We start from the raw sequence: 22,443 nt of genomic DNA on the forward strand, positions 1-22,443 counted from the left end.
TTTTTGACCACTTACGCAAAATGTATTGATAAACTTATTATTATTTTTTAATATAAGATTACAATTTAAGTTAAATGAAAATTCTAAAGTAAGGAGGAAAGATTAGAATGCTTATATATTATTGTATTTCTTTAATGATACTTTTAACTATGCTTATGACTGGAATTGTTAATCCAATTTGCTCATTTTTTAATAGAGATACTGAAATTAGATTTAATGGAATTCTATATACAAATTTAAATGAAGAAAATTATAAAAAGATATTATTTTCAATTTTTTTAAATTTCATTATTCTAATATTATGTCTATTTATAGTATGTTTTAAATTTAACCCTTTCTTCCCTATATTCTTAGCTATATTGTGCATAATATTTTTACAACATCATATATTAAAGCCGCTAAAATAAAAGCTATTTATAAAATCTTATTTAAATGAATCATAACGTAAAAATTTCAATACAATTTTAAATGTTTTACTTTATATAAAATTAAGAAGGGATTCGTATTTAAAGTACGAATCCCTTCTCTTTTACCTAAATTTAAAAATTCATTTTAAATCCATTGTTTCTTATTATCTACGTACTAAGGTTGAAAGCGTAGCTACATATTTCCCATCTAAATCTTCATATACTGCTGATATGCCACTAACTCCCTCTTTAAAAAGCTTAGTATCTATTTCTAACTTTCCATCATTTAGAGATTCTTGAACATCAACATTTGATACTTCAATATTTGATCCACCTGTATTTCTTCTTATATTTATTTCTTTAGGTGATAATCTTACTCCCTCTTTTCCTACAAAGGATTCATTTATAACATATTTTCCTTCAACTTCCTCTGGTGATCTTATAACTATATATTGTTCTTTTATACTTACATTATTAAGCTTCTTTAAATCTTTTATTTTAGATATGTCTTTTATTTCATTGCAGTCAAGATTTAAGTCTTCTATATTTACAGCATATTGTAATCCTTCCAAGTTTGCTATTCCATATCCAACTGCTGATAAGCTTGTTAATTTATTCATATCTTCTCTTGTTATTACATCACTTGATATATTTAATTGATCTTTTATAGCCCTTTTTAATTCATTATCTGGTATATTAACTTCCTCTGTTAAATCAATAGCTGCCTCTAAATTATCCATAGCCTTTCTAAGCTCTATAATAGTAGAATCTATTACTTCTTGTTCTGGATTAGGAGTTTCTAGTACTTTATTAGCCTTTTCTAGAGCAACTTGTAATTTATTAAAGCTTTCCTCTGTATATAGACTTCCATCTAATCCTCTTGCTTCCTCAACTATTTTTTCTAAAGCAGTAAAATCCTTAGAGTCTGCATATAATAATTTAGCATCTGCCCAGTCTGCATGATCTCCTCCATTTCCATTGCCACCATCTTTAGCTACTAATTTAAGTTCACTTACTCCAACTATTGGAACTAAAACATGCTTTTTTGGAGTATTTGAATTCATAATACCGCTATCAAATACTTTTTTTCCATCAGCATAAATTTCAAAGTTTAATGATGACACTTTAGAATTTCTCATCTCTCTATCTACACCAACATATGCTTCAAAAAACTTATAGTTTTCTTCTGATAAATCATATACTATTGTTGAAGTTGCATGGGTTCCAAGACCTTTAGTATATTGTACTTCTTGTCCGTCTTCACCAAGTAAAGTTATAGTATTATCTTCAACGCTTAGGTCTTTTTTTACACTTCTCCAACCTGAATTAGCTGATTTCCAGTTCTTATCACTTATATAATCATGAGCATTAACAACTGATACTTTTCTATCTAATGTAGTTTTATTTCCATGAGAGTCAGTAACTTCATATGATACTATATAGTTACCTCCTCTTTTTGTATTTACATTATTATTTATAACTTTTATATTCTTTGTTATATCTCCATCTTCTGGATCATTAGCAACTATTCCTTGTAATGGATCAAATGTATCTCCTATATTTAAAGCTACCTCTTCACCAGTTAATATTGGTTTATCGCTTGTATTATAAACTTTAGCATCAGCCCAGTCTGCATGATCTCCTCCATTTCCATTGCCACCATCTTTAGCAAGCAACTTAAGTTCACTTACTCCTATTATTGGGACTAAAACATGTTTTTTTGGAGTATTTACATTCATAACACCACTATCAAATACTTTTTTTCCATCTGCATAAACTTCAAAACTTAATGATGATGCATCAGAATTTTTCATTTCTCTGTCCACACCAACATAAGCTTCAAACATTCCATAATCTTTGTCTGATAAATCATAAACTATCTCTGAATTTGCATGAGTTCCAAGCCCCTTATCATATTCTACATCTTGTCCATCTTCACCAAGTAAAGTTATTCTATTACCTTCAACGCTTAAGTCTTTTTTTACATCTCTCCATCCAGATGTTGCTGATTTCCATTCTTTATCACTTAGACTTTCGGCTGTAGTTATTGTATATATTTTTCTTTCCTTAGTAACTATGTTTCCATCCTTATCTGTAACTTCATATACTACAGTGTATATTCCACCTCTATTTGCTTCAAAATCACTTGATTTTACTTTTATGCTTGATGTTAAATCACCATCTTCCACATCATTAGCAATAACACCATCTAATAAATCAAATTCATCCTTAACATTAATTACTGCATCTTCAGTTGTTATTGTAGGCTTTACATTATTAGTTGATAACTTTGGATTTACTATTATACCGTGGTCTGATGTATTTCCATTTCCACTATCACTAACTTGTATCTCTAATTTGTTAATTCCTTTAACTGGAATATTTATTTCTACCATATTATCGTTATATTTTAAAACCTTAGTTGTTTCTAAAGTCTTTCCATCTGCTATAACCTTAAAAGAAATACTTGAATTATTATTAGCTCCTATTGTTTGATCAATACCTAATAAAGCTTCAAATCTATCATAATCTTTTTCTGATAAATCATATACCACTTTTCCATTAGCATGAATTCCTATACCCTTCTCAAAGGTTTTAATTTCTCCATTTACTCTACCTTTTATATTTGTATTTCTTCTTGGAGTTCCCCATTGAGTTTCTACTGATTCCCACTCTTCATCTGATAAGTAATCATATGAGCTTACAACTTCTACATTCATAATTTTTTCTACTTTAACATCATTATCCATTAAAGTATATTTAACTTGATACTTACCTTTTTCAGCTGTGTTTACATTACTTTCTATATTTATATTAGAGCTTATATCTTCTCCCTTATAAGTTGTTCCCTTCACATAATCAGCAGGGTTAAAATCACTTCTTAGATTAACAATCATACTCTCTTGTTGTATATCCAAATTTGGAGAAAAAGCTTTAATATTTACAGCCTTACCAGTTGATAAATCCTTAGCATAAGGTACTACATCATAACTTGCATTTTCACTTAAATCAATATCTTTGATTACAAAATTATTGTTTATGGTATATCCTATAACCTTACCATCTTTTAATATCTCATATCCTAATAAATCATCTCTATTTTCTGAATCTATTTCAAATGATAGAGTATTTGTTCTTTCTTCTTCATTTATTTTAGATTTAACCTGTACTTTAAGATTCTCATTAAATCCATTGCCTTTATAGTCATAAGCAGCACCATATAAGTATTCTATTTTCTTATCTGGTTTTGGTAAATGAGCTACTACCTCTCTCATTTCTTCTGTTACTTCTATATAATTCCATCCCTCAAAGAAATCTAACAAATTAACATTTAAAGCTAATGAATATGCCACTGCTAATCTTTGTTGGTCAGAACCCCTTACAGATTTTATTTGTTCAGTATTATTTCTAACATAAGTAGACATTTTTGCATAGGCATCATATCCATAGGCTATATTTATTTGAGATAACACACCTAATCTTTCAAAATAATGCATTGCAAAGTCTTCACCTTTGAATCTCTTCATCATTTCATTCCAATTGGCTCTATCTCCACCTAACCCTTTGATTCTTCTATACTCTTGAGCATAAAGGTTATTTGTTACTTCTCCATCTACAACATATTTAGTATTGAATATATGACCAAACTCATGATTATAAGCCCAATTATCATTATTCTTATGAGTTATTGGTAAAACTATTTGCTTAAAGAAACCTTCATCTCTTTCAACAGGATTGCTTCCTAAATATCCTGTATATCCATGGTCTGCATATCCTAAAGGTACACCTAAAAATACTCTTGCTATAAATTTATTAGGGAAATAACTATGTTTTTCTTCTGTTGCATCTTTCTCAAATCCTTGGAAACGTTGGAACATGTCATACATCTCTTCCCATTCCCTCATTGTATCCTCTACTGTTAAGTCATCTTTTTCCATAATATCAAAAGCCTTAACTGCCCCCTTGGCAGTTGTAGTTATTATACAGTTTTCGGATACTAACTCTATTACGTTATAAACTTTTCCTTCAGGATTACCATTTGCAAAAGCTTCATCACTATATTCAACTTTTTCTGCATAAGCCTTTACTTCTTTTGCAAATTCTCTTGGATCTGTTTCACCATATATATAAGTAGGAAATTTTGTTCCCCCCTCTAATCTTATTTTAGGTGCAAAAGCTTGATCCTTTTGATTTGCATTATTTACTATATATACCGCACTTGGATTTATATTTTCTGGAACTTTAATTAAATTTCTGCCAGGTTTTAATGTTATCCATCTTCTCCAGTCCCCTTGTCCCTTACTAACTTGTCCAAGACATAATTGAGGCATTACACCATTTCTATCTGCTTCAACATACACCTCAAATTCTTCACCAGCAGTTACATATAAACCAGTTGATTGGAATGATGCATAGGCATTACCATTTATACTTCTCATATATGTTTCTTCTGTATATCTACCTCTTTGCTCTGCTGTATATATTTTAGAATCTTTAAACTTATCAGGATTTTTTATTAAATCCTTAGCTAAAGCTAAGTCATCTTCATATAAAGATTTAAGTGGATGATTGTTTACCTCTTCCTCTAAATTAGCTATTGCTTCAGCAGAATTGAACTCATCATTTAACTCAGTGTACAATCCATCTTTAAATAGCTTCTCCATTTTATCTGCAACGGCATCTTGAATGTATAATCCAAACTCACTAGCACAAGCCCAATCTTCATAACCTTTTTTGAATACAAACTTAATTCTCTTAAATTCTGTTGGATTAAATTTTATCTCTACAGAATTTTGAGTTATATTAGCATTACCACTAGTTACCTTTTGATAATTATCTCCCTTAGTTGTTCTTGATGCATAAATATCAAAAGCTTCAGCAAATCCTCTATTTGAACCACGAGGTGCTGTATATACTATTCTATCTAATGTAGTTAATTCTTCTAATTCTATTTCAACTTCATTTGTAAAGTTTTCTGTATTTTGCTTTCCTGAATGCCATTTTGTATTGAAATCTCCATCTATAGCTTTATCTATAGATTCTGATGAATATTGTCCACCATTGTTTTTTATTGATTTTATTTTGCTCTTATCTAACTTATAAATGGCATCATAAGCTGAAAGTAATTCATTATCTGGATTTAAGAAATCAGATACTTTAGCATCAGTATATTGAACCTCTTTATTTTCAATAATTAACTTAGCATTCTCTAACTCTTCTTTATAATCATTATAAAAAGGATGCTCCTTAGCTTCTGATTCTAACTTTTCTATTTTTTCTAAAGTATTAAATTCTTCAGATACTTGACTCATAGTGTTATCTGTGAATAATCTACTCATTTTATCTCTTAACTGATCTTCTTTATAGAAAGTAAATTCTGATGCTAAGGCCCAGTTTTCATATCCTTTTTTAAATACAAATTTAACTCTTCTTGCCTCTGTTGGATTAAACTTAATTTCTACTGAACCTTTTGTTACTTCACTGTTTCCTGATGTAACTTTTTCAAAGGTGTCTCCAGAAGTTGTCTTTGATGTGTATATATCAAAGGCCTCAGCAAAACCTCTCATATTTAAGTTTGTGTAAACTACTCTATCTAAAGTCTCTAATTTATCCAAAGTAATTATTACTTCATTGGTAAAATCTGAACTATTTTGCTTGTTAGAATGCCATTTTGTATTAACGTCTCCATCAATAGCTCTATCTATTGTATTTTCTGCATAATTTCCTCCATTAGTTGTTATTGATGATGTATTTATCTTAAATAATTGGTTATATTTTTTTAAAGATTCATCATTAAAATCTTTAAACTTACTTACTATGGCATCTTTATATACTACATTATTTCCTTGTAAAACTAATTTAGCATTTTCTATTATTTCTTTAAAATTCTCATAAAATGGATGATCTTTAATCTCAATTTCAAAAGCATCTAATTTTTCTATAGTGTCAAACTCTGGATTCACCTTATTTTTTCCTTCATCTATGAATATGGAGTTCACCTTATCCATGATTTTATCTTCCTTATAAAACCAAAACTCTGAAGCACTTGCCCAATCTCTATCAGCTGATTTAAATACGAATTTAAGTTTTTTAGCTTGTACTGTATCAAACTTAAACTCCATAAGACTTCCTGTTGACTTACTTGCTCCCTGAGAAACAAGTTTAAAGTCGTCATCATTTCCAGTTGTTGAAGCATATATATCAAACTCTGTTGGATATCCCTTTCCTCTTGCTCCATCTTGTCTTGTTGCATATGCTATTCTATCTATTGATTCTAACTCATTAAATTCTACTACAACTTCATTTGTGAAATCAGAACTATTTTGTCTTCCTGTTTCCCAGTGAGTAGCCAAGTCACCATCTATAGCTTTGTCTATAGAACTTGTTGAATATTGTCCCCCATTATTTGTTATTGAAACTATTTCATTTCTTTGTACTTTGTATTTTTGATTGTATCCCTCAAAATTTTCGTAACTATTTAAATTGAATTGATTTATAGATGCTTGATTTATTACGCTTTTTTCTATAGAAGTTATTTTTTCCTTTATAACCTCACTAGCATAAACATTTAAGACTGGACTTGCATTTGACATTACCATTGATGCAATAAGAATTGTAGATATTTTTTTCTTCATACCATTTCCCCCTTATATTTTGTAAAACTAAGAGTTTTCTATCCATCCTATAACCTATAATAGAGTGTTATTTTTTCAAATAAAAAACTATCCTTTATTTTAAATTAAAGGATAGTTGCCATAAAAATAGCATCAAAATAAACATATACTTAGATATATATTTATAAATTAACTCTATTAAAACAAAGAATATTTATTCTTTGGCAACTGGCTAGCATAGTTATATAACCTTAGCCCCTTTAGCTTTGCGTCTCTAAATTTCTCTAGATTTGCCAATATATTATTTTTAGTATTTATATAATACAAAAATTTAATCTTCTATTCAATATAAGATATTACAAATTTTTATATAATATTATGGAAAAAGACTTATTTTTTACAATTTATTCATCTTTTTATAAGATTACTTTATAGATAAAATTAAATTCTAAAAAAACATTAATTTATTGATATTACATTATAAATAATAAAAGCTAGTAAGAACTTTTCCTTGCTCTTACTAGCTTTTAATTTATTCCTTTATAAATTATATTATTAATTTGTAAATTTAAATAAACACACGTATTTTTATAGTTTTATGTTAATTTAAATCTATATTACTTTAAATCTTCTACTACCTTAGCCATAGTTAAAGCTAAATTATCACCTTTTGAATTATCTCTAAAAAGATTAAATTCCTTATTAGAAGTTACTATTTTTACTTCTTCATTGTTATCTTTAGTAGTTACTGAAAATTCTTTTAAATCTTCAAATGGTATCTGATCAACCTCTCTTGTTTCTTCAGCATAACCTAAGGATGCATGTCCTACATGCTCTAAATAAAGAGAATCCTTAGTTACAATTAGATTTACTTTATATGCCACATCTCCACCAGCTCTAGTTACTAAATTTGATATAAAATTTATAGCTGCATCCTTATTACTCACTTGTTTCATAACTGTAATCTTCATTAGAATATCTTCTTCTTTTAGATTTAATTTAAACATAAAAACACCCCATCTTCATATTTATTTATAATTAATTTTTACCACATTTAAAGAATTGATCATATAAAGCTTTTATTAATCCCAAAACAATAATAATTCCTTGGGCTATCATTATAGCATTATAATATTTCTTATCTATAAATATACTAATAAGAGCAATTATTATTACACTTAATCCAATTATTAAAAAATCCATTCCAACAATTCTAGATACTTTCTCTTTATCATACTTCTTTTCATCAAAGCCATTAAGAATATCTCCTGCATTAAAGTGTTTAATTATTGCCCCTAAAAAGGTTAATATTCCTCCCCCTAAAAAAGCAAGTACTAGAATTCCTGTTAAATCTGCTTGTTTCATAAACTCTCCCCAATCTATATTCTAATAATTATATTAACTTATTTTACAATATATACAAATTAATTAAAATCTCTAGATTTATTCAAATCATTTAAATTATATACAATTGGGGTTTATTATAAAAAAAATTCCAGTAGAAATATCTAACTACTCCACTGGAATCCTTTTTTAATATAAGAGATATTTTATTAGTTTTTTTATTTAAAAGTCTTAATCTAAATATTAAACTTTTTATATAAAAGACTTTATATTAAAACTTTAAAACTCTATTAATTATTATACGTAATTCTTAGACTTACAAAGCTTCTTAAACTCGTCAGCTACGAATTGTACTTGTGTTCCAACTATAACTTGAACACTTGTTTTTCCAGGTCTTATAACTCCTGAAACACCAGATGATTTTATCTTTTTCTCATTAACTAGTGTGCTGTCTTTTACTTCTAATCTTAATCTAGTTATACAGTTATCAATTGAAGTAATATTAGAAGGTCCACCTAGTCCTTCTAAGATGATTTTTGCAACTTCAGTGTAGTTATTATTTGCTAAAACTGCATTTGAATCATCATCCTCATCATCTTCTCTACCTGGAGTCTTTAAGTCAAATTTCTTTATCATAACTACGAATACTAAGTAGTATATAACTCCAAATACTAAACCTATACCTAATAAGTATAATGGGTTTAATGCCATTGGTGATGCAAAACTTAATATCCAGTCTACTAAACCAGCACTAAAGTTAAATCCTGCTCTTACTGGTAAAGCAGCAACAACTGCCATAGATATTCCTGTTAATAAAGCATGAGCTACATATAAAGCTGGTGCTAAGAACATGAATGCAAATTCTAATGGCTCTGTTACTCCTGTAACGAATGATGATAAGGCAGCAGCTAATAATATACCAGCAGCAGCTTTCTTTTTATTAGTTTTTGCGCAACGATACATTGCAAAAGCAGCAGCAGGTAAACCAAACATCATTACTGGGAAGAAACCTGACATATACATACCAGTTTGTCCTAAAGTACCTGTTCCAGCCCAGAAGTTTCCTATATCATTTATACCAGCAACATCAAACCAGAATACTGAGTTTAAAGCATGGTGTAAACCAAGAGGTATTAATAATCTATTGAAGAATCCATAAATACCAGCTCCTATTGGTCCCATAGCTATTATTGATTCACCAAATGAAACTAATGCATTATAGATTACAGGGTATACAAAGTATAGAACTAAAGATGCTACTATTGAAGCAAGTGCTGTTACTATAGCAACACATCTTCTTCCACTAAAGAATCCTAAGAAATCTGGTAATTTAGTATTTTTAAATCTATTATAACAACCAGCTCCTATTAAACCTGCTACGATACCTATAAATTGGTTTTGTATCTTTCCAAAGGCTGGGTTAACAGCTTCAACATCTACTCCTTGTATCATTGCAACAACGGCACTAGATAATAATGTAGTTATCATAAGCCATGATACTAAACCTGCTAAACCTGCTGCTCCATCATTATCATCTGACATACCAACAGCTACCCCAATAGCAAATAAGATTGCCATGTTATCTATAATAGCTCCACCAGATTTTAATAAGAATGCTGATACTACACTATTAGCACCCCATCCACTTGGGTCTATCCAATATCCAATTCCCATTAATATCCCTGCTACTGGAAGTGCAGCAACTGGTAGCATTAAAGATTTACCTAATTTCTGAAAATATTTCATCATATTAATATTCCCCCTATAAATTCCACTAACTGTTAAATTGATTCTTTAAGAACCCCTTTTTCTAAAAGAATCAAACTAATTTTTCATAGTAAATTAACAGATTATAAATTAGAATATATTTATTTATAATTGCTTTAAAACGTTTTCTTAAACTATAAAATTTATTATTGATTTTATAGTTTACATAAGATAAATTTTCCCCTTTATAACACCCCCTAAAATAATCTAGTAAAAAGTAAACTTAATAAACTTATTAAATCTATATAACTAGTCCCCTTATAACTAATTAATATATTATTTAATTGTTTATTAATTGTACACTTCTATTAAAAATGTATTATAAACTTTTAATATGTTAATTATCTTGTGTAACAAGATCAGTAAAATAAAATCATTGCCTTAAATTTAATAGTTAAATAAAAATCACCATTCATCTAACGGCTATACTCTAATTTAAAATACACCTTCAACATTTATATACATATTTTTACTTTTATTACAACATTATTATAACATGTTAAATTATTTTATATTATGTATTTTAAGTAAATATTTCATTAAAATTCTTTATAAGTAACACTATCTTGATATAATAAATGTAAATATATACTATCTAAGCATATAATTTTATAAAAAGGAGTGATTTTAATAATGAAACTTTTTAGAAAAACCTTTGTTGTTGAGCTAAAGGATTCATTACAGTACCCTTCAGCTAATACCATATGCGATACGATTTTAAAGCAAGAAAGTAATGTTGAATTTATAAGTAAAGAAAAACCTGTAATCTTTAAATTAGACAATGTGATCTATGAAGTAAAGATTACAATGGCTCGTGGTGGTTATGAATTAGCTTGTAAAGAAATTAAATAGCTTTGTATTATGATTTTTAAAAGTACCAATAGATAGAACTATTCTATTTTTAATCTCTCCTATATAAAAAATATAATTAAAGAACCCAATATATTGCTTGTTATTCAAGTTATAAAAAAATATAAATAAAGGGCTATATCAAAATAAATTTTGATATAGCCCTTTTGTTCTACTTATTTTTTACATTTCATTTTGTCTTGAACATCCATTAATGCTTCACCAAATCTTTGGAAGTGAACAATTTCTCTTTCTCTTAAGAAGCGTAAGATTTCCTTTATATCTTGGTCATCAGTTAAGTTTATAAGCCATTCGTAAGTTGCTCTAGCCTTTTGCTCTGCTGCCATATCTTCATGCAAATCGGCTATAACATCACCCTTTGCTTGAATATAAGTTGCTGTCCATGGATTTCCTTGAGCGTCTGAATAATATAATGCCTTTCCATGATCTGTATAATGACCAGCTAATCCTGCTTTCTTTAAATCTTCAAGGGAAGCATTATCCATTAATTGATAAATCATAGTTGCTATCATTTCTACGTGAGCCATTTCTTCTGTTCCTATGTCAGTTAATAATCCTTTTGCTTTATTAGTTGGCATTGTATATCTTTGATTTAAATATCTAAGTGCTGCACTTAACTCTCCATCAGGCCCACCATATTGAGATATTAAAAACTTTGCCATTCTAAGATCATTACACTTTAAGTTTATTGGATATTCTAAAGTTTTTACATAATACCACATAATTAAATCCTCCTAACATCTAATTTCCCAAGGCCAAGGTTGTTCAATCCATGCAATTGGATTTTCCACATAAGCCTGCCCAAAATTCCTTATAGGTCCATATTCACATTCGAATCTTTCTATTAATTCACTTAATTTTGAAGATATTTCTTTATAGTCCTCAGTAGCTTTTCTGTTTTCTGGGAAATTATCAAGATAAAGATTTAATTCCACTGCATAAAATTGTAACTTTTGTATATCATCTAATAATTCTAGTGCTTTCATAATTTCACCTCATTAACATTCTTTCTTTTCTTTATATGGTCTGTATAAGTCTTTAAAGATTGTTCCCTTCCAGAAACCTTTACAGATTGAATATAAATTTTCATATTTTTGAGGCAATATATATGCACGTGCATACTCTAATCTAAATTTGTCATCAGTACAATCATACATATTATTTATCCTTCCTTTACATATATGGTAATTTCGTTATAGTAATATACTATGCCTATATATATAAGGATGTTACATATTTGCTTTTATCACTCTTTTAAACTTAAATTTACTTCCAAAATAAAAGACCTACTTAATAATTCATTAGAGTTTCTTTGTTCATAGAAACTCTTTGAAAAATTAAGTTGGTCTTAATATATATTTTAGCTTTCACTTAAGCTAATTTTAAAATTTATAGCATCAATCTTACTATTCTTTTTATTGTAAACTTTTATTTCCATCTTTTAAATTTATTTCTTTGTAGTATCTAGCTTACTATGCTGCTTATTGTAAAATCTAGCAAACCTCTTATCTGCCTTTAACAGATGGAATCTAGATTTCTATACTGTTTATTGTAAACCATATTTACCCTTGAAGTTTTGTAGAGCAAAATTATAACTTTTCTTATCATCATCAGTAAAATCTCTTAGATTCATAAAATTTTCTATATCTGAGCAAATATCAAACCCACACTCTTCACTCATCATATATTTTAGGAAATCTTTATATCTTTCATTGATTACTTCTTTTCCAAACCTTTTAAATATCTCATAATAAAATTTTTCAAATCCCTCTATGGTTAAAGGATTAATCACCATGATTTTATCTTTAATCTTTAAATCTAATAAAATAAATTCAAATCCAATTAGACTTTTAAAAGCATCCTTAGCATCCTCTCTTACTCTTCCAATCTTCACCCTTTTTACCTCCTAAAATAAGACTAATTACTTACTTCTATTTTTCTTACTTATTTCCTTTAAATATTTACTCAGTTTATCATTTACAATTTTATGTAATTCTATTCATAATTCCACTGTAAAAGGTATAAAGTTTTGACAATTGTTCATAAGTAGATAATTTAAATCTAGAAAGCAAAATTATCTTTTACTTATAGTTAAAAGTCTAAAATTAGTTTAGATTTAAAAAATATCTAAAAATCAAAATTTTAAGCTATATGTAAGTTTTAAAATAATGAATTTAAGCTACCTAAATTTTTAATATCTAATGGTTTTGAGAAATAATATCCTTGAATATAAATCTTTTCATAAAGAAAAGTTTTTATTATATCAACTTGATATTTTTCCTCTACTCCCTCAATAATAATAGATTTATTTGATAATCTACAAATATCTAATATAAAGTCAATTACTTTAACACTTATTTCTGAATCATTAAGCTCATCAACAAAAAACTTATCTAATTTAATTATATTAGAATCAATCTTCTTTAATAAATCCAAATTAGAATACTCTACGCCAAAGTCATCAATTGCAATGAGAATTCCATTCTCCTGTAAAATTCTTATATTTTCTTGTATTTTATTTATTTCATCCGCTCCAAACTTTTCTACAATCTCTAGGCAAATACTATTTTCTCCTATATTGCTATTTCGTACTATTTCTATTACTTTATTCAAAAATTTCAAATCTTCTATTTCATTAAAAGATACATTTATGGAAATATAAAAATCATTCCTACAAATAAAATCATAACACTTTATAATATTATAATCTTGAATCACCTTTTTAAGTATCCATAATGTAACATCCTGAATCATATTAGCATCTTCTATATCTTTCATAAAATAATAAGGCGTTAATACTTGTCCATCTTTCATTAATCTTAATAAAGCTTCAAAACCTCTTACTCTTTTATATTTAAAATCTATTATTGGCTGATAACACAAGGTATAATTACCTCTTTTTAAATCATTAATAATTCTGTTCTTTTTAACTCTTTCAATTACCTTCTTCTCCAATTTTTCAATTGAAATCAGCAATATAATAAAACCAACTATAATAATTATATGTCTATTACTAATATCATTAAAAAAATTATTAATATAATATAAATCATTATATCTACTAGGGTTAAGATCCATAGTTTTAAGCGCTTCATTAATTTCATTTATTAATTCTTTGTTATTCTTTTTGGCTATAATATATCTAGGTCCAGATGAAAACTGAAAAATTTCTTTAACATTTTTCCCTTTATTTTTTATGTCACTATCTGAATTATCCACAATAAAATCTACTCTATTTTCGGCTAATAAAGTTTTTACTGCTTTGTAAGATGACCCATTAACCAGTTCAACATTTATATTCCTACTTTTTAAATAATTTAAAATCCACTCATTATCTAATTCATCTTCTATATATCCCATTTTCATACCATTTAAAGCTTGTAAATCACCATATTGTATGTTCTTATTTGTATATATACTATATTGTTTTTTATTTATGTAATTGCTTGAAAATTCATAAAGTTTTTCTCTTTCTGGAGTTTTATTTATTCCAACTACTAAATCTATTTCTCCATTTTCAAGCTCTTTGAGTAATTCTGAAAGTTTGTAATTTACGTATTCAACCTTAAAATTCAATCTTTTAGCGATTGATTTAGTTAAATCATTATAGTATCCACAAACCTTTGCATTATCATTAATATAAAAGTAAGGATAATTATCATAGAATCCTATTTTTAATACTCTTTCTCTTTCTTCTTGTTTAAAAATTAATATATGATAAAAAATCACTAACAAAAGAAAAACTAGGATACTTCCTAGCATAAATCTCTTCCTTCTTTTCATAAGTTAACACTCCAATATCTATATTCAAAATATAACAATTCTTTTAACAAATTATATCATATTTCACAATTTATTTTTAAAAAAATATTTAATGGAAATAAAATTTCCATTATAATATAAAAATGAATCTATTAATTCTAAAATTTTATTTTAATTTAAATAATATATAATTTAAAACAAAAAAATGGAACTAATATACTTTTAACATATTAGTTCCATATACATAGTCTTTAAAATTTATTCTATTTCTTAAACTTTTATTTATTCTATTTATATATTACTGATTGTTTGTCTTACTAATATCCTCAAAGAAATTAAGCATTCTTCCTGTAAAGAAAACATCATTAGGATATCCATAGGTGTTAACAGCTTGAAGTTTAACGAATTTAGCTTCTGTTGGTTGATTTAAATCTAATACCTTAAGGTCATAATTATTTTTTAAATTTCTTATTTCACCTGATTTTTCCCACTGAGTTCCATCCATACTTGTATAAATATCTACATTTTTTAATATTCCATTAGTACCGCTTGGTTTATATTCTATAGAAGTAATATATCTTGGTTTATCAAACTCTACTGAATAATACTTATCTTTCTCTCCTGCCCATGTATTATGCCATCCTGTGTTTATATTTCCATCTATCATATTTAAGGCAGCAGCATCCCCATTATTTTGTTGAGATGAATACTTATAAAGTGATACATTTTTTAATTGAATATACTTTCTTGTATCAGGTTGATTATCCTCTGTAAAACTATATTCTACTGGTTCACTTTGCATTTTTGTTCCTGAAGAAAGATATCTTACAAGAACTTTTTTATTTCCAAGAATTCTAGTATTTTCTACATCGTACTTATTCCATGTGTTACCACCATCTTCACTATACTCTAAATTACCATTAAACCCTCTAAATTGGTTTTCAAGATCATTAGCATATAAATCTTTAGGTGCTTCATATTGAGTTATATCAATTGTATAAATTTCTGAAGTTCCTACAAGTGAAATTTGAATATCTTGATCCTTATTTAATTTTTCAAGTTCTTCTTTACTTAAAGTTACTTCCTTTGCATCAGTTTCTTTTTTAGTTTTCCATCCATCTAAGCTGTATTCCCACCTTATTGATGAATTTGAATACACATCGTTAATTTTAATTTTTCCAGCATTTTCTCCATCAAATGAAAATGTTGCAAGTTCTATTTTATTCTGTCCTAAAAGATAATTTGCCATGGTCTTACATGCATTAGGTTGAATAGTATCACTTTCTGTAGCCTCTGTAGCTCTCTTAAGTGTTTTTGTTTTTAGCATATCAAAAATAACTTTATCTGAATCATCAGTTACATTATTTTCTATAAGTTTCATAACATCTACAAACGGTAATGGGAAGAATGCAAGTCCATCTGCCACCTTTTCAGAAAGTTTTAAATAATCACTACTTGTTTTATTACCTGCAAGTTTATATGCATTAATAAGTCCTACAAGAGAGTCAAGATTATAATTTTGAACTTCAAGAGCTTTATTATAAATATCTATCTGTTTTTCTGAATCATTTTTATATACATCTGCAAGATAATTATAATATGCAGCTTTTATTAAATTATCATAATCATCAAGAGCCTTCTGAGCTAAAAGTATATAACTTACTGAATAATATGAATCCCAATCCTTAGAACCCCATCCTAAAGGTAATCTCTCACCTTTCTCAGATTGTACCCATCCTGAAATATCATTCTTTATGCTCCATATTCCCTTTCCTTGAGAATTTTGACTATAAGTTAAAGTAGCAGCATGACCAGGTTGTCCTAAAACAGCTGCTGGCATTCCAAAGACTTGAGAAAGATTTGCATAAGTTTTTGCAAGTCCCCCACATACTGATCCTTCTTCAAATACCATCCATAATTTATGAATGCCTTTTGTTCCATATCCAGTTAAAGATTCTATATTGTATTTATTATTCCATTCATCAAATTTTGATTGATCATAATATTTATCTCTATTATAATCAAATCCTGATGTGTAATTTATATATGTGTAAGCATCTAAATAATTACCACCTTGAGCCTTTTTATCTAAGGCATGATTTACTAGCCAATTTATTTCTTCATCATCAATTTTGTTATCTGTTACCCATCTCATAAGCTCAACTGGTAAATTTTTAAACAATTCAGTATTTCCACCTTGAGCCATTAATCCATTGTTATAAAGGTCTTTATATATTTCATACCTTGTACATGGATCTGAAACCTGAGCATTCCCTGTCCAAAGTCTTATATCTTTTGCATGGCTAAGAGACGTAGAAATAGCCATTTTTAAATATAAATCCCCATTAGCAGTATCATTAAAATCACTCTTATGCTTTTCATAAATATCTGCTAATGCCTTCATTGAATTACTGTAACTTCCACCTTCAGTCTCTCCTCCAGTAACATAAAGTTTAAGAGCATTTTCATCATTTATGAGCCAACTAATTGTATCTTCATATTTTTTACCTAACTTTGCAACAGATTGAAGTGTATTAAATCCAGCTCTATTTACAAATGTTCTTTGTAATAATAATTTTTCATATTCTCCAGTAATAGGTGAGTTAATTTCATATTTACTTTTTATAAGTTCATCATATTGTTCAACTTTTTTTATTCCAGCTAAATATTCGCTACTAATATCGTAATCTGATTTCATAATTCTTGGTGAACCATAAACAGCATGGTCATTACCATTAGCTCCATTATCATTTGCATTAAGCTTTAAATATTTAAATCCTTTAATATCTACATCAATAAATGCTGCATTTTTATTTCCTTTAAGAACATCTGTTACAGCTAATTCTTTCCACTCCTTTCCATCATTAGAAGCAGAAACAGTAACCTTTATTCCATTTCCTTTATCCCATTGAGCTCTATCAATTCCTACGTATGTGGTGAATCTTGAATAGGTCTGAGAATAATTAGAAACATCATAAACAAGATTTGAAGTTGCATGTGCTCCTATTCCCTTATCAAATTGAAGAGATTCACCATCTACATTTAAAATTATTTTACCTCCATCAATATTTTGATCAATTTTTATACTTCCCCATGCTGTATTAGACATACTCTTTATATATTCTAAATCTGATAAAAATATATAATTTTCATTGTTTTGCTCTTGTGTTACACTTATAACGTTTTCGGCAGTGTTTTCATTTGCTAATACCGTCACATTTTGAAAAAATAAAGAGGATAAAAAACATACTGTTAAAATACTACAAACAATCTTTTTTCTTTTCATGCTATTCACTCCTATTATATTAATTTATTCTAATTAAATTATATGCACTCAATTAAAAAAAGTTAATATTTTAGGTATAACTGGTCAATTTTTATGTAAAACTGGGATTAAATTTAAAATATTAAGTTTCAATAAAAAAATCTTTATATAAAAAATCTTTTCTTGTTTTAAATTGTCTAATTATAGTACTTAAAATATTGATACTAATATATTTTTAAATAATATTATTTCATGAATCTTAATCATACCAAGAATTATATAATTTTATATTAAAATCAGGAATTGGATTAAAGCGGTTTCCTTCATAAATCATTCTTAAATTATCATTTAAATCTATATCTGCTAAAAACATCCCTGATTTTATTGAGAGTCTTTCATTACAGTAATAATGAACAGGTATCTCATTTGGAATATATGGTCCAATTATACAACTTCCTCCAAAATACTTTATATTATTTTGAATACCACACACATTTGAATTTGCTAAATAAATACCATTGCTTTGAACATGATATTGAAGTGCTCTGTTCAAATAATTCTTTGATTCTTTTAAACTATTCCACATAATAGAAACTGCTGATATATTAATATATAAATTCACACCACTATAAGCATAGTACCTAATTAACTCTGGAAAACTTATGGTATCATAACAAATACCAATTCCAATTTTCCCAAAGTTTGTTTCTAAAATTAATGGCTTTAAACCTTTTGAGAAAACCTTATGTTCATCGCCACAAATATGTATTTTGCTATATACTTTAACAGATTTATTAGGACTTGTAATAATAGCTGAATTAAATACCTTACTATTACAAAAAGAAGGTGAACCAAAACAAATATAAATATTACTTTTAACTGAAATTTCTAAAAATAATTTTATTATTTCATCCAACTTTTTTTCACTTAAATTCACCATACCATCAATATAATATTCATATCCAACCAAGCAAAGCTCTGGAAATATGATTAAATCCACCTTATTACTAATAGCATCATATATACACTTTTTCATTGCTTTAACATTTTTATCTATATATTTTTTAGATTCAAAATTTACTACAGCTACTCTCATTTACTTCTTCCCCCTAAACACATAACATATATTAATCATTAATATAGCAAGTATATATTTATTAAGTTATAATTAAACTTATTTAATGGATATAATATAAATCTGACAAGGATTCCATTGATCCAAAAGTGTAGAAAAGCATTCAAACTCTTTAAATCCAATCTTTTTATAAAATGTATTTGTTCTATCGTAAACATCATAACAGCCTTCTTTTACCGTTTTAACTTGCATATATAAGTATCCATGTTCCTTTGCATATTCATAACAAGCTTTAAATAAATTAGTACCAATCTTATACCTATGAAACTCTTTTAATACTCCCATTACATAAATCTCTAAAGTATACGGACTTGTTTCTTTTAGTGCAATAAAGCCTCTTACTTGTCTATTTTCTATATCAGCCCAAAAAGGCATCTCCTTACTACAACTAATATATTCAGCTGTACTCTCTGGCAACCCAAACCAATCTGGAAGTTCACATAGTATTTCTCGTGCTATTTTTTCTTTTCTATCTCTATCCTCAATTTTAAATATCATAGTTGTTCCCCTTCATAATCATTAAATTTATATTTAACAGTTTTAAGCAAACCTTTTAGTGTATAAAAAAATTTATTATAAATTTTATTAAATATATTACATTTCAAAGCTTTATATATTGAAACTCTACTTAAAATTCGCTATGATATATTTGAATTTTTTGCTTTAAAAACTAATCTTATTTTATATAAGACATATCACTCATTCTTTTGATAAATCTTTTTCCATCCGCTGTTTCTTCCATGAAAGTAACTCCACCAGCTAGTCCAAAAAGTTCACTTTTATTTAGAGTTTCAACTTCCAGTCCTAACCACATTGTATTAAATACACTTAGTAAATCTCCATGAGAAACTATAATTATATTTTCATGTTCACTTGCCATTAGCTTATTAAAAAATGGTAATAATCTATTCCACTCATCTCTTCTACTTTCTGCATCTGAAAACATTTTATCATCAATAGACTTTTCTTGTTTTTCAATGTTTTCCTTAAGCCACTTTACTGATTTCCCAACACATTTTCCTAGATTTCTCTCTCTTAATTCCCTAGCTAAAATGGGTTCAACTCCTAAATATTTACCTATAATTTTTGCTGTATTCTTAGCTCTCAATAAATCTGAAGAATACATAACATACTTTTTATTTCCTAATTCCTTTGATAAATTCCTTCCCATATTATTTGCATGTTTTATTCCTAGCTCTGATAAATCCCAATCAGTCCAAGAGCCAATCATTCCATTAGTATGGTGAATAGACTGAGTGTGTTGAATAGTTATTATATTTTTCATTTATTATTCCCTCCATGTTTAATTTCACTTAACAAATCCTTCTTTAAAGTTATTTCAATTAAAGTTCATAACTAATTTTATTTTTATTATCTATGTAAAATATCATGATTTATTTCTTAAGAATCTTATAATTTATATTTAAATACTGAAATTTTTAATTTCTTTTAATATGTTTAACTTACTATCTTTTTAATCATATCAAAAGAACCTATTGGAAACAATTAACACAAAGTAAAACTTACCTAATTATATATCTTTAGCAAATTTTACATATAGTTTAATTTTCTAAGGTTGCTTTATGATAGAATTTTATTATATTTATAATTTTGGTATACTTGGTGATTAATTGCTTAGAAAGATGATTTCATTAAACTTTTAATAAGATCTTTTAAGTTTTCAAAGTTTATTCCAAGATATATTAAAAAAACACTTTTAGCTATGATTATTTAGATAATATAGTTTAAAAAATTTAATATAGCTCTAAGAAATATAATTAAATGCTCAACATTAGTTTTAAATACAATCTTATTTTGAAATAAATCTTTTTAAATTTTTAATATAGACATGCATAATAATTTAGAAAAATACATACTTATTGGAGGTGAACTATGAAGTTTCAAAAAATTTTTTTGGTAATTTATGCTCTACTTTTAGCTTTTCTCATATTTTCACCAATTAAATTAATGGGAAGATCATCTATTGAAAGAGGTGATATAAAGCTAAAGGTATATTATCAAGCGGTTACTGGAGCAACTCACTACCTTAAAGAAGATTCAAAAAAGTTAAAAAAACTTTTAAAATATACTTATCCTGAAGCAAATACTTCTCTTATAAAACTTGTAGGCAATACACCCTATGACCTCGTTTCTGATCCAGCTGAAATTGGTTCCCTTACTGTTTATGGGAAAGTAACAGATATAACTTATGAATTCTCTGGTGATGGGGCAGTTCCTGTCTTTGAAGTATCCTATTGGGATGTGCCTTTTAAAAGACTATTTTTAATACAGTACCACTGGTTTTTCATAGGAATTTTTGTACTATTCCCTGTTTTCATAATAAATGCTGTAATAGTACTTAAATCTTATAAAATAAAAAAAAGGTAAGAAAAGTTTATCTATTTTTCTTACCTTTTTTAAACATCCTGTTATTGAGTATTCATCCCTATTTTATTATATGGTCAACAATTTCATGAACATAGTCTACATGATTATTGGCATATGCCTTTACGCCTTCTTCTGCCCTATTAAAGGTATAGCTATTATCTGTTATTTCAAACATGGATATATCATTAAAAGAATCACCAACTGTGTATATATCATTAAGATTTTTGTTTTCTAGTTTTAAAACTTCCTTTAGGCCCTCTCCTTTTGATGAGCCTTTTGAGGATATGTCCACAAAGAACTGGTTTCTGAAGATGGAAAGCTCATCACTAAAGATTTCTATTAATCTTTTCTTTATTTCTTCTCCTCTTTCTACAGAGGCATCTGAGGTGCATATACTTAAGATTACCGCTCCACTTTTTAAATCTAATATCTCTTCTTTTTTTACTAAATCAAAGTCAATTTCTTCAGAGAAATAAAGATTTTTCATATCTACACTTTTATTTTCTATTAGTTTCATTCCACTTCCATCATCAAAATAAATCATTATTTTATCTTGATCTGCAAACTCTTCTACAATCTTTTTAACTGCCTCAAAATCAACAAGGTTATTTTTTATTACATTTTTATTTTTATCAAGTATTACAGCTCCATTACAAAGAACCAAATAATCAAACTCTAAGTCATACTTTTTAATTACTCCCTCCATAGTTAAAAGTGTTCTACCTGTAGATATAATAAATTTATGACCTTTCTTACGTAAAGCTTTAATTCCTTCAATATCTCTCTTATTAATTTTTTTATCTACTAATAATGTTCCATCAAAATCACTTGCTAATAACTTCATATTCTCTCCTTAAATTTCATTATATAATATATGCTAATCTTATTATT

Annotated in this window: 16 protein-coding genes and 1 riboswitch; of the genes, 2 read left to right on the forward strand and 14 right to left on the reverse strand. The window is 27.2% G+C overall.

Annotated features, from left to right (window positions below; all coding sequences use genetic code 11):
• Positions 1-571: 571 nt before the first annotated feature.
• From QP548_RS07495 to nagE, 4 genes are all read right to left on the reverse strand, one after another.
• Positions 572-7,042 (reverse strand): NPCBM/NEW2 domain-containing protein, encoded by a 6,471-nt coding sequence (locus QP548_RS07495; protein WP_061427247.1) that lies wholly within the window; start codon positions 7,040-7,042, stop codon positions 572-574.
• 199 nt (positions 7,043-7,241) lie between these two features.
• Positions 7,242-7,326, reverse strand: a riboswitch (cyclic di-GMP riboswitch).
• 312 nt (positions 7,327-7,638) lie between these two features.
• Positions 7,639-8,028, reverse strand: a complete 390-nt coding sequence (locus tag QP548_RS07500; RefSeq protein ID WP_061427245.1) for a hypothetical protein — start codon at positions 8,026-8,028, stop codon at positions 7,639-7,641.
• 31 nt (positions 8,029-8,059) lie between these two features.
• Complete coding sequence (locus QP548_RS07505) at positions 8,060-8,386, reverse strand: DUF3784 domain-containing protein (RefSeq protein WP_061427243.1); 327 nt, start codon at positions 8,384-8,386, stop codon at positions 8,060-8,062.
• A gap of 276 nt (positions 8,387-8,662) precedes the next feature.
• Positions 8,663-10,114 (reverse strand): N-acetylglucosamine-specific PTS transporter subunit IIBC, encoded by a 1,452-nt coding sequence (gene nagE / locus QP548_RS07510; protein WP_061427241.1) that lies wholly within the window; start codon positions 10,112-10,114, stop codon positions 8,663-8,665.
• Positions 10,115-10,765: 651 nt separating this feature from the next.
• Here nagE and QP548_RS07515 point away from each other — a divergent pair.
• Positions 10,766-10,984 carry a DUF4318 domain-containing protein gene (locus tag QP548_RS07515; protein ID WP_061427239.1) on the forward strand — a complete coding sequence of 73 codons (219 nt, stop codon included), beginning with the start codon at positions 10,766-10,768 and terminating at the stop codon, positions 10,982-10,984.
• A 173-nt stretch (positions 10,985-11,157) separates the two neighbouring features.
• On the opposite strand, the gene QP548_RS07520 is transcribed toward QP548_RS07515, so the two are convergent.
• The 9 genes from QP548_RS07520 to QP548_RS07560 form a co-directional block, all read right to left on the reverse strand.
• A complete protein-coding gene (locus QP548_RS07520; protein ID WP_061427237.1) occupies positions 11,158-11,724 on the reverse strand; it encodes a manganese catalase family protein in 567 nt (188 codons plus the stop codon).
• 12 nt (positions 11,725-11,736) lie between these two features.
• Positions 11,737-11,988 carry a spore coat protein CotJB gene (locus QP548_RS07525; protein WP_061427235.1) on the reverse strand — a complete coding sequence of 84 codons (252 nt, stop codon included), beginning with the start codon at positions 11,986-11,988 and terminating at the stop codon, positions 11,737-11,739.
• Positions 11,989-12,000: 12 nt separating this feature from the next.
• Positions 12,001-12,159 (reverse strand): spore coat associated protein CotJA, encoded by a 159-nt coding sequence (locus QP548_RS07530; RefSeq protein WP_075808072.1) that lies wholly within the window; start codon positions 12,157-12,159, stop codon positions 12,001-12,003.
• Between the two features lie 389 nt (positions 12,160-12,548).
• Positions 12,549-12,896, reverse strand: a complete 348-nt coding sequence (locus QP548_RS07535) for a hypothetical protein (RefSeq protein ID WP_061427233.1) — start codon at positions 12,894-12,896, stop codon at positions 12,549-12,551.
• 266 nt (positions 12,897-13,162) lie between these two features.
• Positions 13,163-14,785 (reverse strand): EAL domain-containing protein, encoded by a 1,623-nt coding sequence (locus tag QP548_RS07540; RefSeq protein WP_061427231.1) that lies wholly within the window; start codon positions 14,783-14,785, stop codon positions 13,163-13,165.
• Between the two features lie 277 nt (positions 14,786-15,062).
• Entirely contained in the window at positions 15,063-18,050 is a 2,988-nt protein-coding gene (locus tag QP548_RS07545; RefSeq protein WP_061427229.1) for an NPCBM/NEW2 domain-containing protein, read from the reverse strand.
• 238 nt (positions 18,051-18,288) lie between these two features.
• On the reverse strand, positions 18,289-19,125 hold the full coding sequence (locus QP548_RS07550; RefSeq protein WP_075808073.1) for a carbon-nitrogen hydrolase family protein: 837 nt from the start codon (positions 19,123-19,125) through the stop codon (positions 18,289-18,291).
• A gap of 78 nt (positions 19,126-19,203) precedes the next feature.
• Complete coding sequence (locus tag QP548_RS07555; protein WP_061427226.1) at positions 19,204-19,662, reverse strand: GNAT family N-acetyltransferase; 459 nt, start codon at positions 19,660-19,662, stop codon at positions 19,204-19,206.
• A gap of 178 nt (positions 19,663-19,840) precedes the next feature.
• Positions 19,841-20,449 (reverse strand): phosphoglycerate mutase family protein, encoded by a 609-nt coding sequence (locus tag QP548_RS07560; RefSeq protein ID WP_061427223.1) that lies wholly within the window; start codon positions 20,447-20,449, stop codon positions 19,841-19,843.
• A gap of 608 nt (positions 20,450-21,057) precedes the next feature.
• On the opposite strand from QP548_RS07560, the gene QP548_RS07565 reads away from it, so the two are divergent.
• Positions 21,058-21,552, forward strand: coding sequence for a hypothetical protein (locus QP548_RS07565; protein WP_061427221.1), 495 nt, complete (start codon positions 21,058-21,060; stop codon positions 21,550-21,552).
• Positions 21,553-21,610: 58 nt separating this feature from the next.
• On the opposite strand, the gene QP548_RS07570 is transcribed toward QP548_RS07565, so the two are convergent.
• A complete protein-coding gene (locus QP548_RS07570; RefSeq protein ID WP_061427219.1) occupies positions 21,611-22,396 on the reverse strand; it encodes an HAD-IIB family hydrolase in 786 nt (261 codons plus the stop codon).
• Positions 22,397-22,443: the final 47 nt, after the last annotated feature.

The sequence above is a fragment of the Clostridium sp. UMB9555A genome (genome assembly GCF_030222355.1).
Taxonomy (GTDB): Bacteria; Bacillota; Clostridia; order Clostridiales; family Clostridiaceae; genus Sarcina; species Sarcina perfringens.

Coding starts and splice junctions, on each gene's coding strand:
- QP548_RS07495 (WP_061427247.1), bottom strand. CDS start 7,042: ATGAAGAAAAAAATATCTACAATTCTTATTGCATCAATGGTAATGTCA.
- QP548_RS07500 (WP_061427245.1), bottom strand. CDS start 8,028: ATGTTTAAATTAAATCTAAAAGAAGAAGATATTCTAATGAAGATTACA.
- QP548_RS07505 (WP_061427243.1), bottom strand. CDS start 8,386: ATGAAACAAGCAGATTTAACAGGAATTCTAGTACTTGCTTTTTTAGGG.
- nagE (WP_061427241.1), bottom strand. CDS start 10,114: ATGATGAAATATTTTCAGAAATTAGGTAAATCTTTAATGCTACCAGTT.
- QP548_RS07515 (WP_061427239.1), top strand. CDS start 10,766: ATGAAACTTTTTAGAAAAACCTTTGTTGTTGAGCTAAAGGATTCATTA.
- QP548_RS07520 (WP_061427237.1), bottom strand. CDS start 11,724: ATGTGGTATTATGTAAAAACTTTAGAATATCCAATAAACTTAAAGTGT.
- QP548_RS07525 (WP_061427235.1), bottom strand. CDS start 11,988: ATGAAAGCACTAGAATTATTAGATGATATACAAAAGTTACAATTTTAT.
- QP548_RS07530 (WP_075808072.1), bottom strand. CDS start 12,159: ATGTATGATTGTACTGATGACAAATTTAGATTAGAGTATGCACGTGCA.
- QP548_RS07540 (WP_061427231.1), bottom strand. CDS start 14,785: ATGAAAAGAAGGAAGAGATTTATGCTAGGAAGTATCCTAGTTTTTCTT.
- QP548_RS07545 (WP_061427229.1), bottom strand. CDS start 18,050: ATGAAAAGAAAAAAGATTGTTTGTAGTATTTTAACAGTATGTTTTTTA.
- QP548_RS07550 (WP_075808073.1), bottom strand. CDS start 19,125: ATGAGAGTAGCTGTAGTAAATTTTGAATCTAAAAAATATATAGATAAA.
- QP548_RS07555 (WP_061427226.1), bottom strand. CDS start 19,662: ATGATATTTAAAATTGAGGATAGAGATAGAAAAGAAAAAATAGCACGA.
- QP548_RS07560 (WP_061427223.1), bottom strand. CDS start 20,449: ATGAAAAATATAATAACTATTCAACACACTCAGTCTATTCACCATACT.
- QP548_RS07565 (WP_061427221.1), top strand. CDS start 21,058: ATGAAGTTTCAAAAAATTTTTTTGGTAATTTATGCTCTACTTTTAGCT.
- QP548_RS07570 (WP_061427219.1), bottom strand. CDS start 22,396: ATGAAGTTATTAGCAAGTGATTTTGATGGAACATTATTAGTAGATAAA.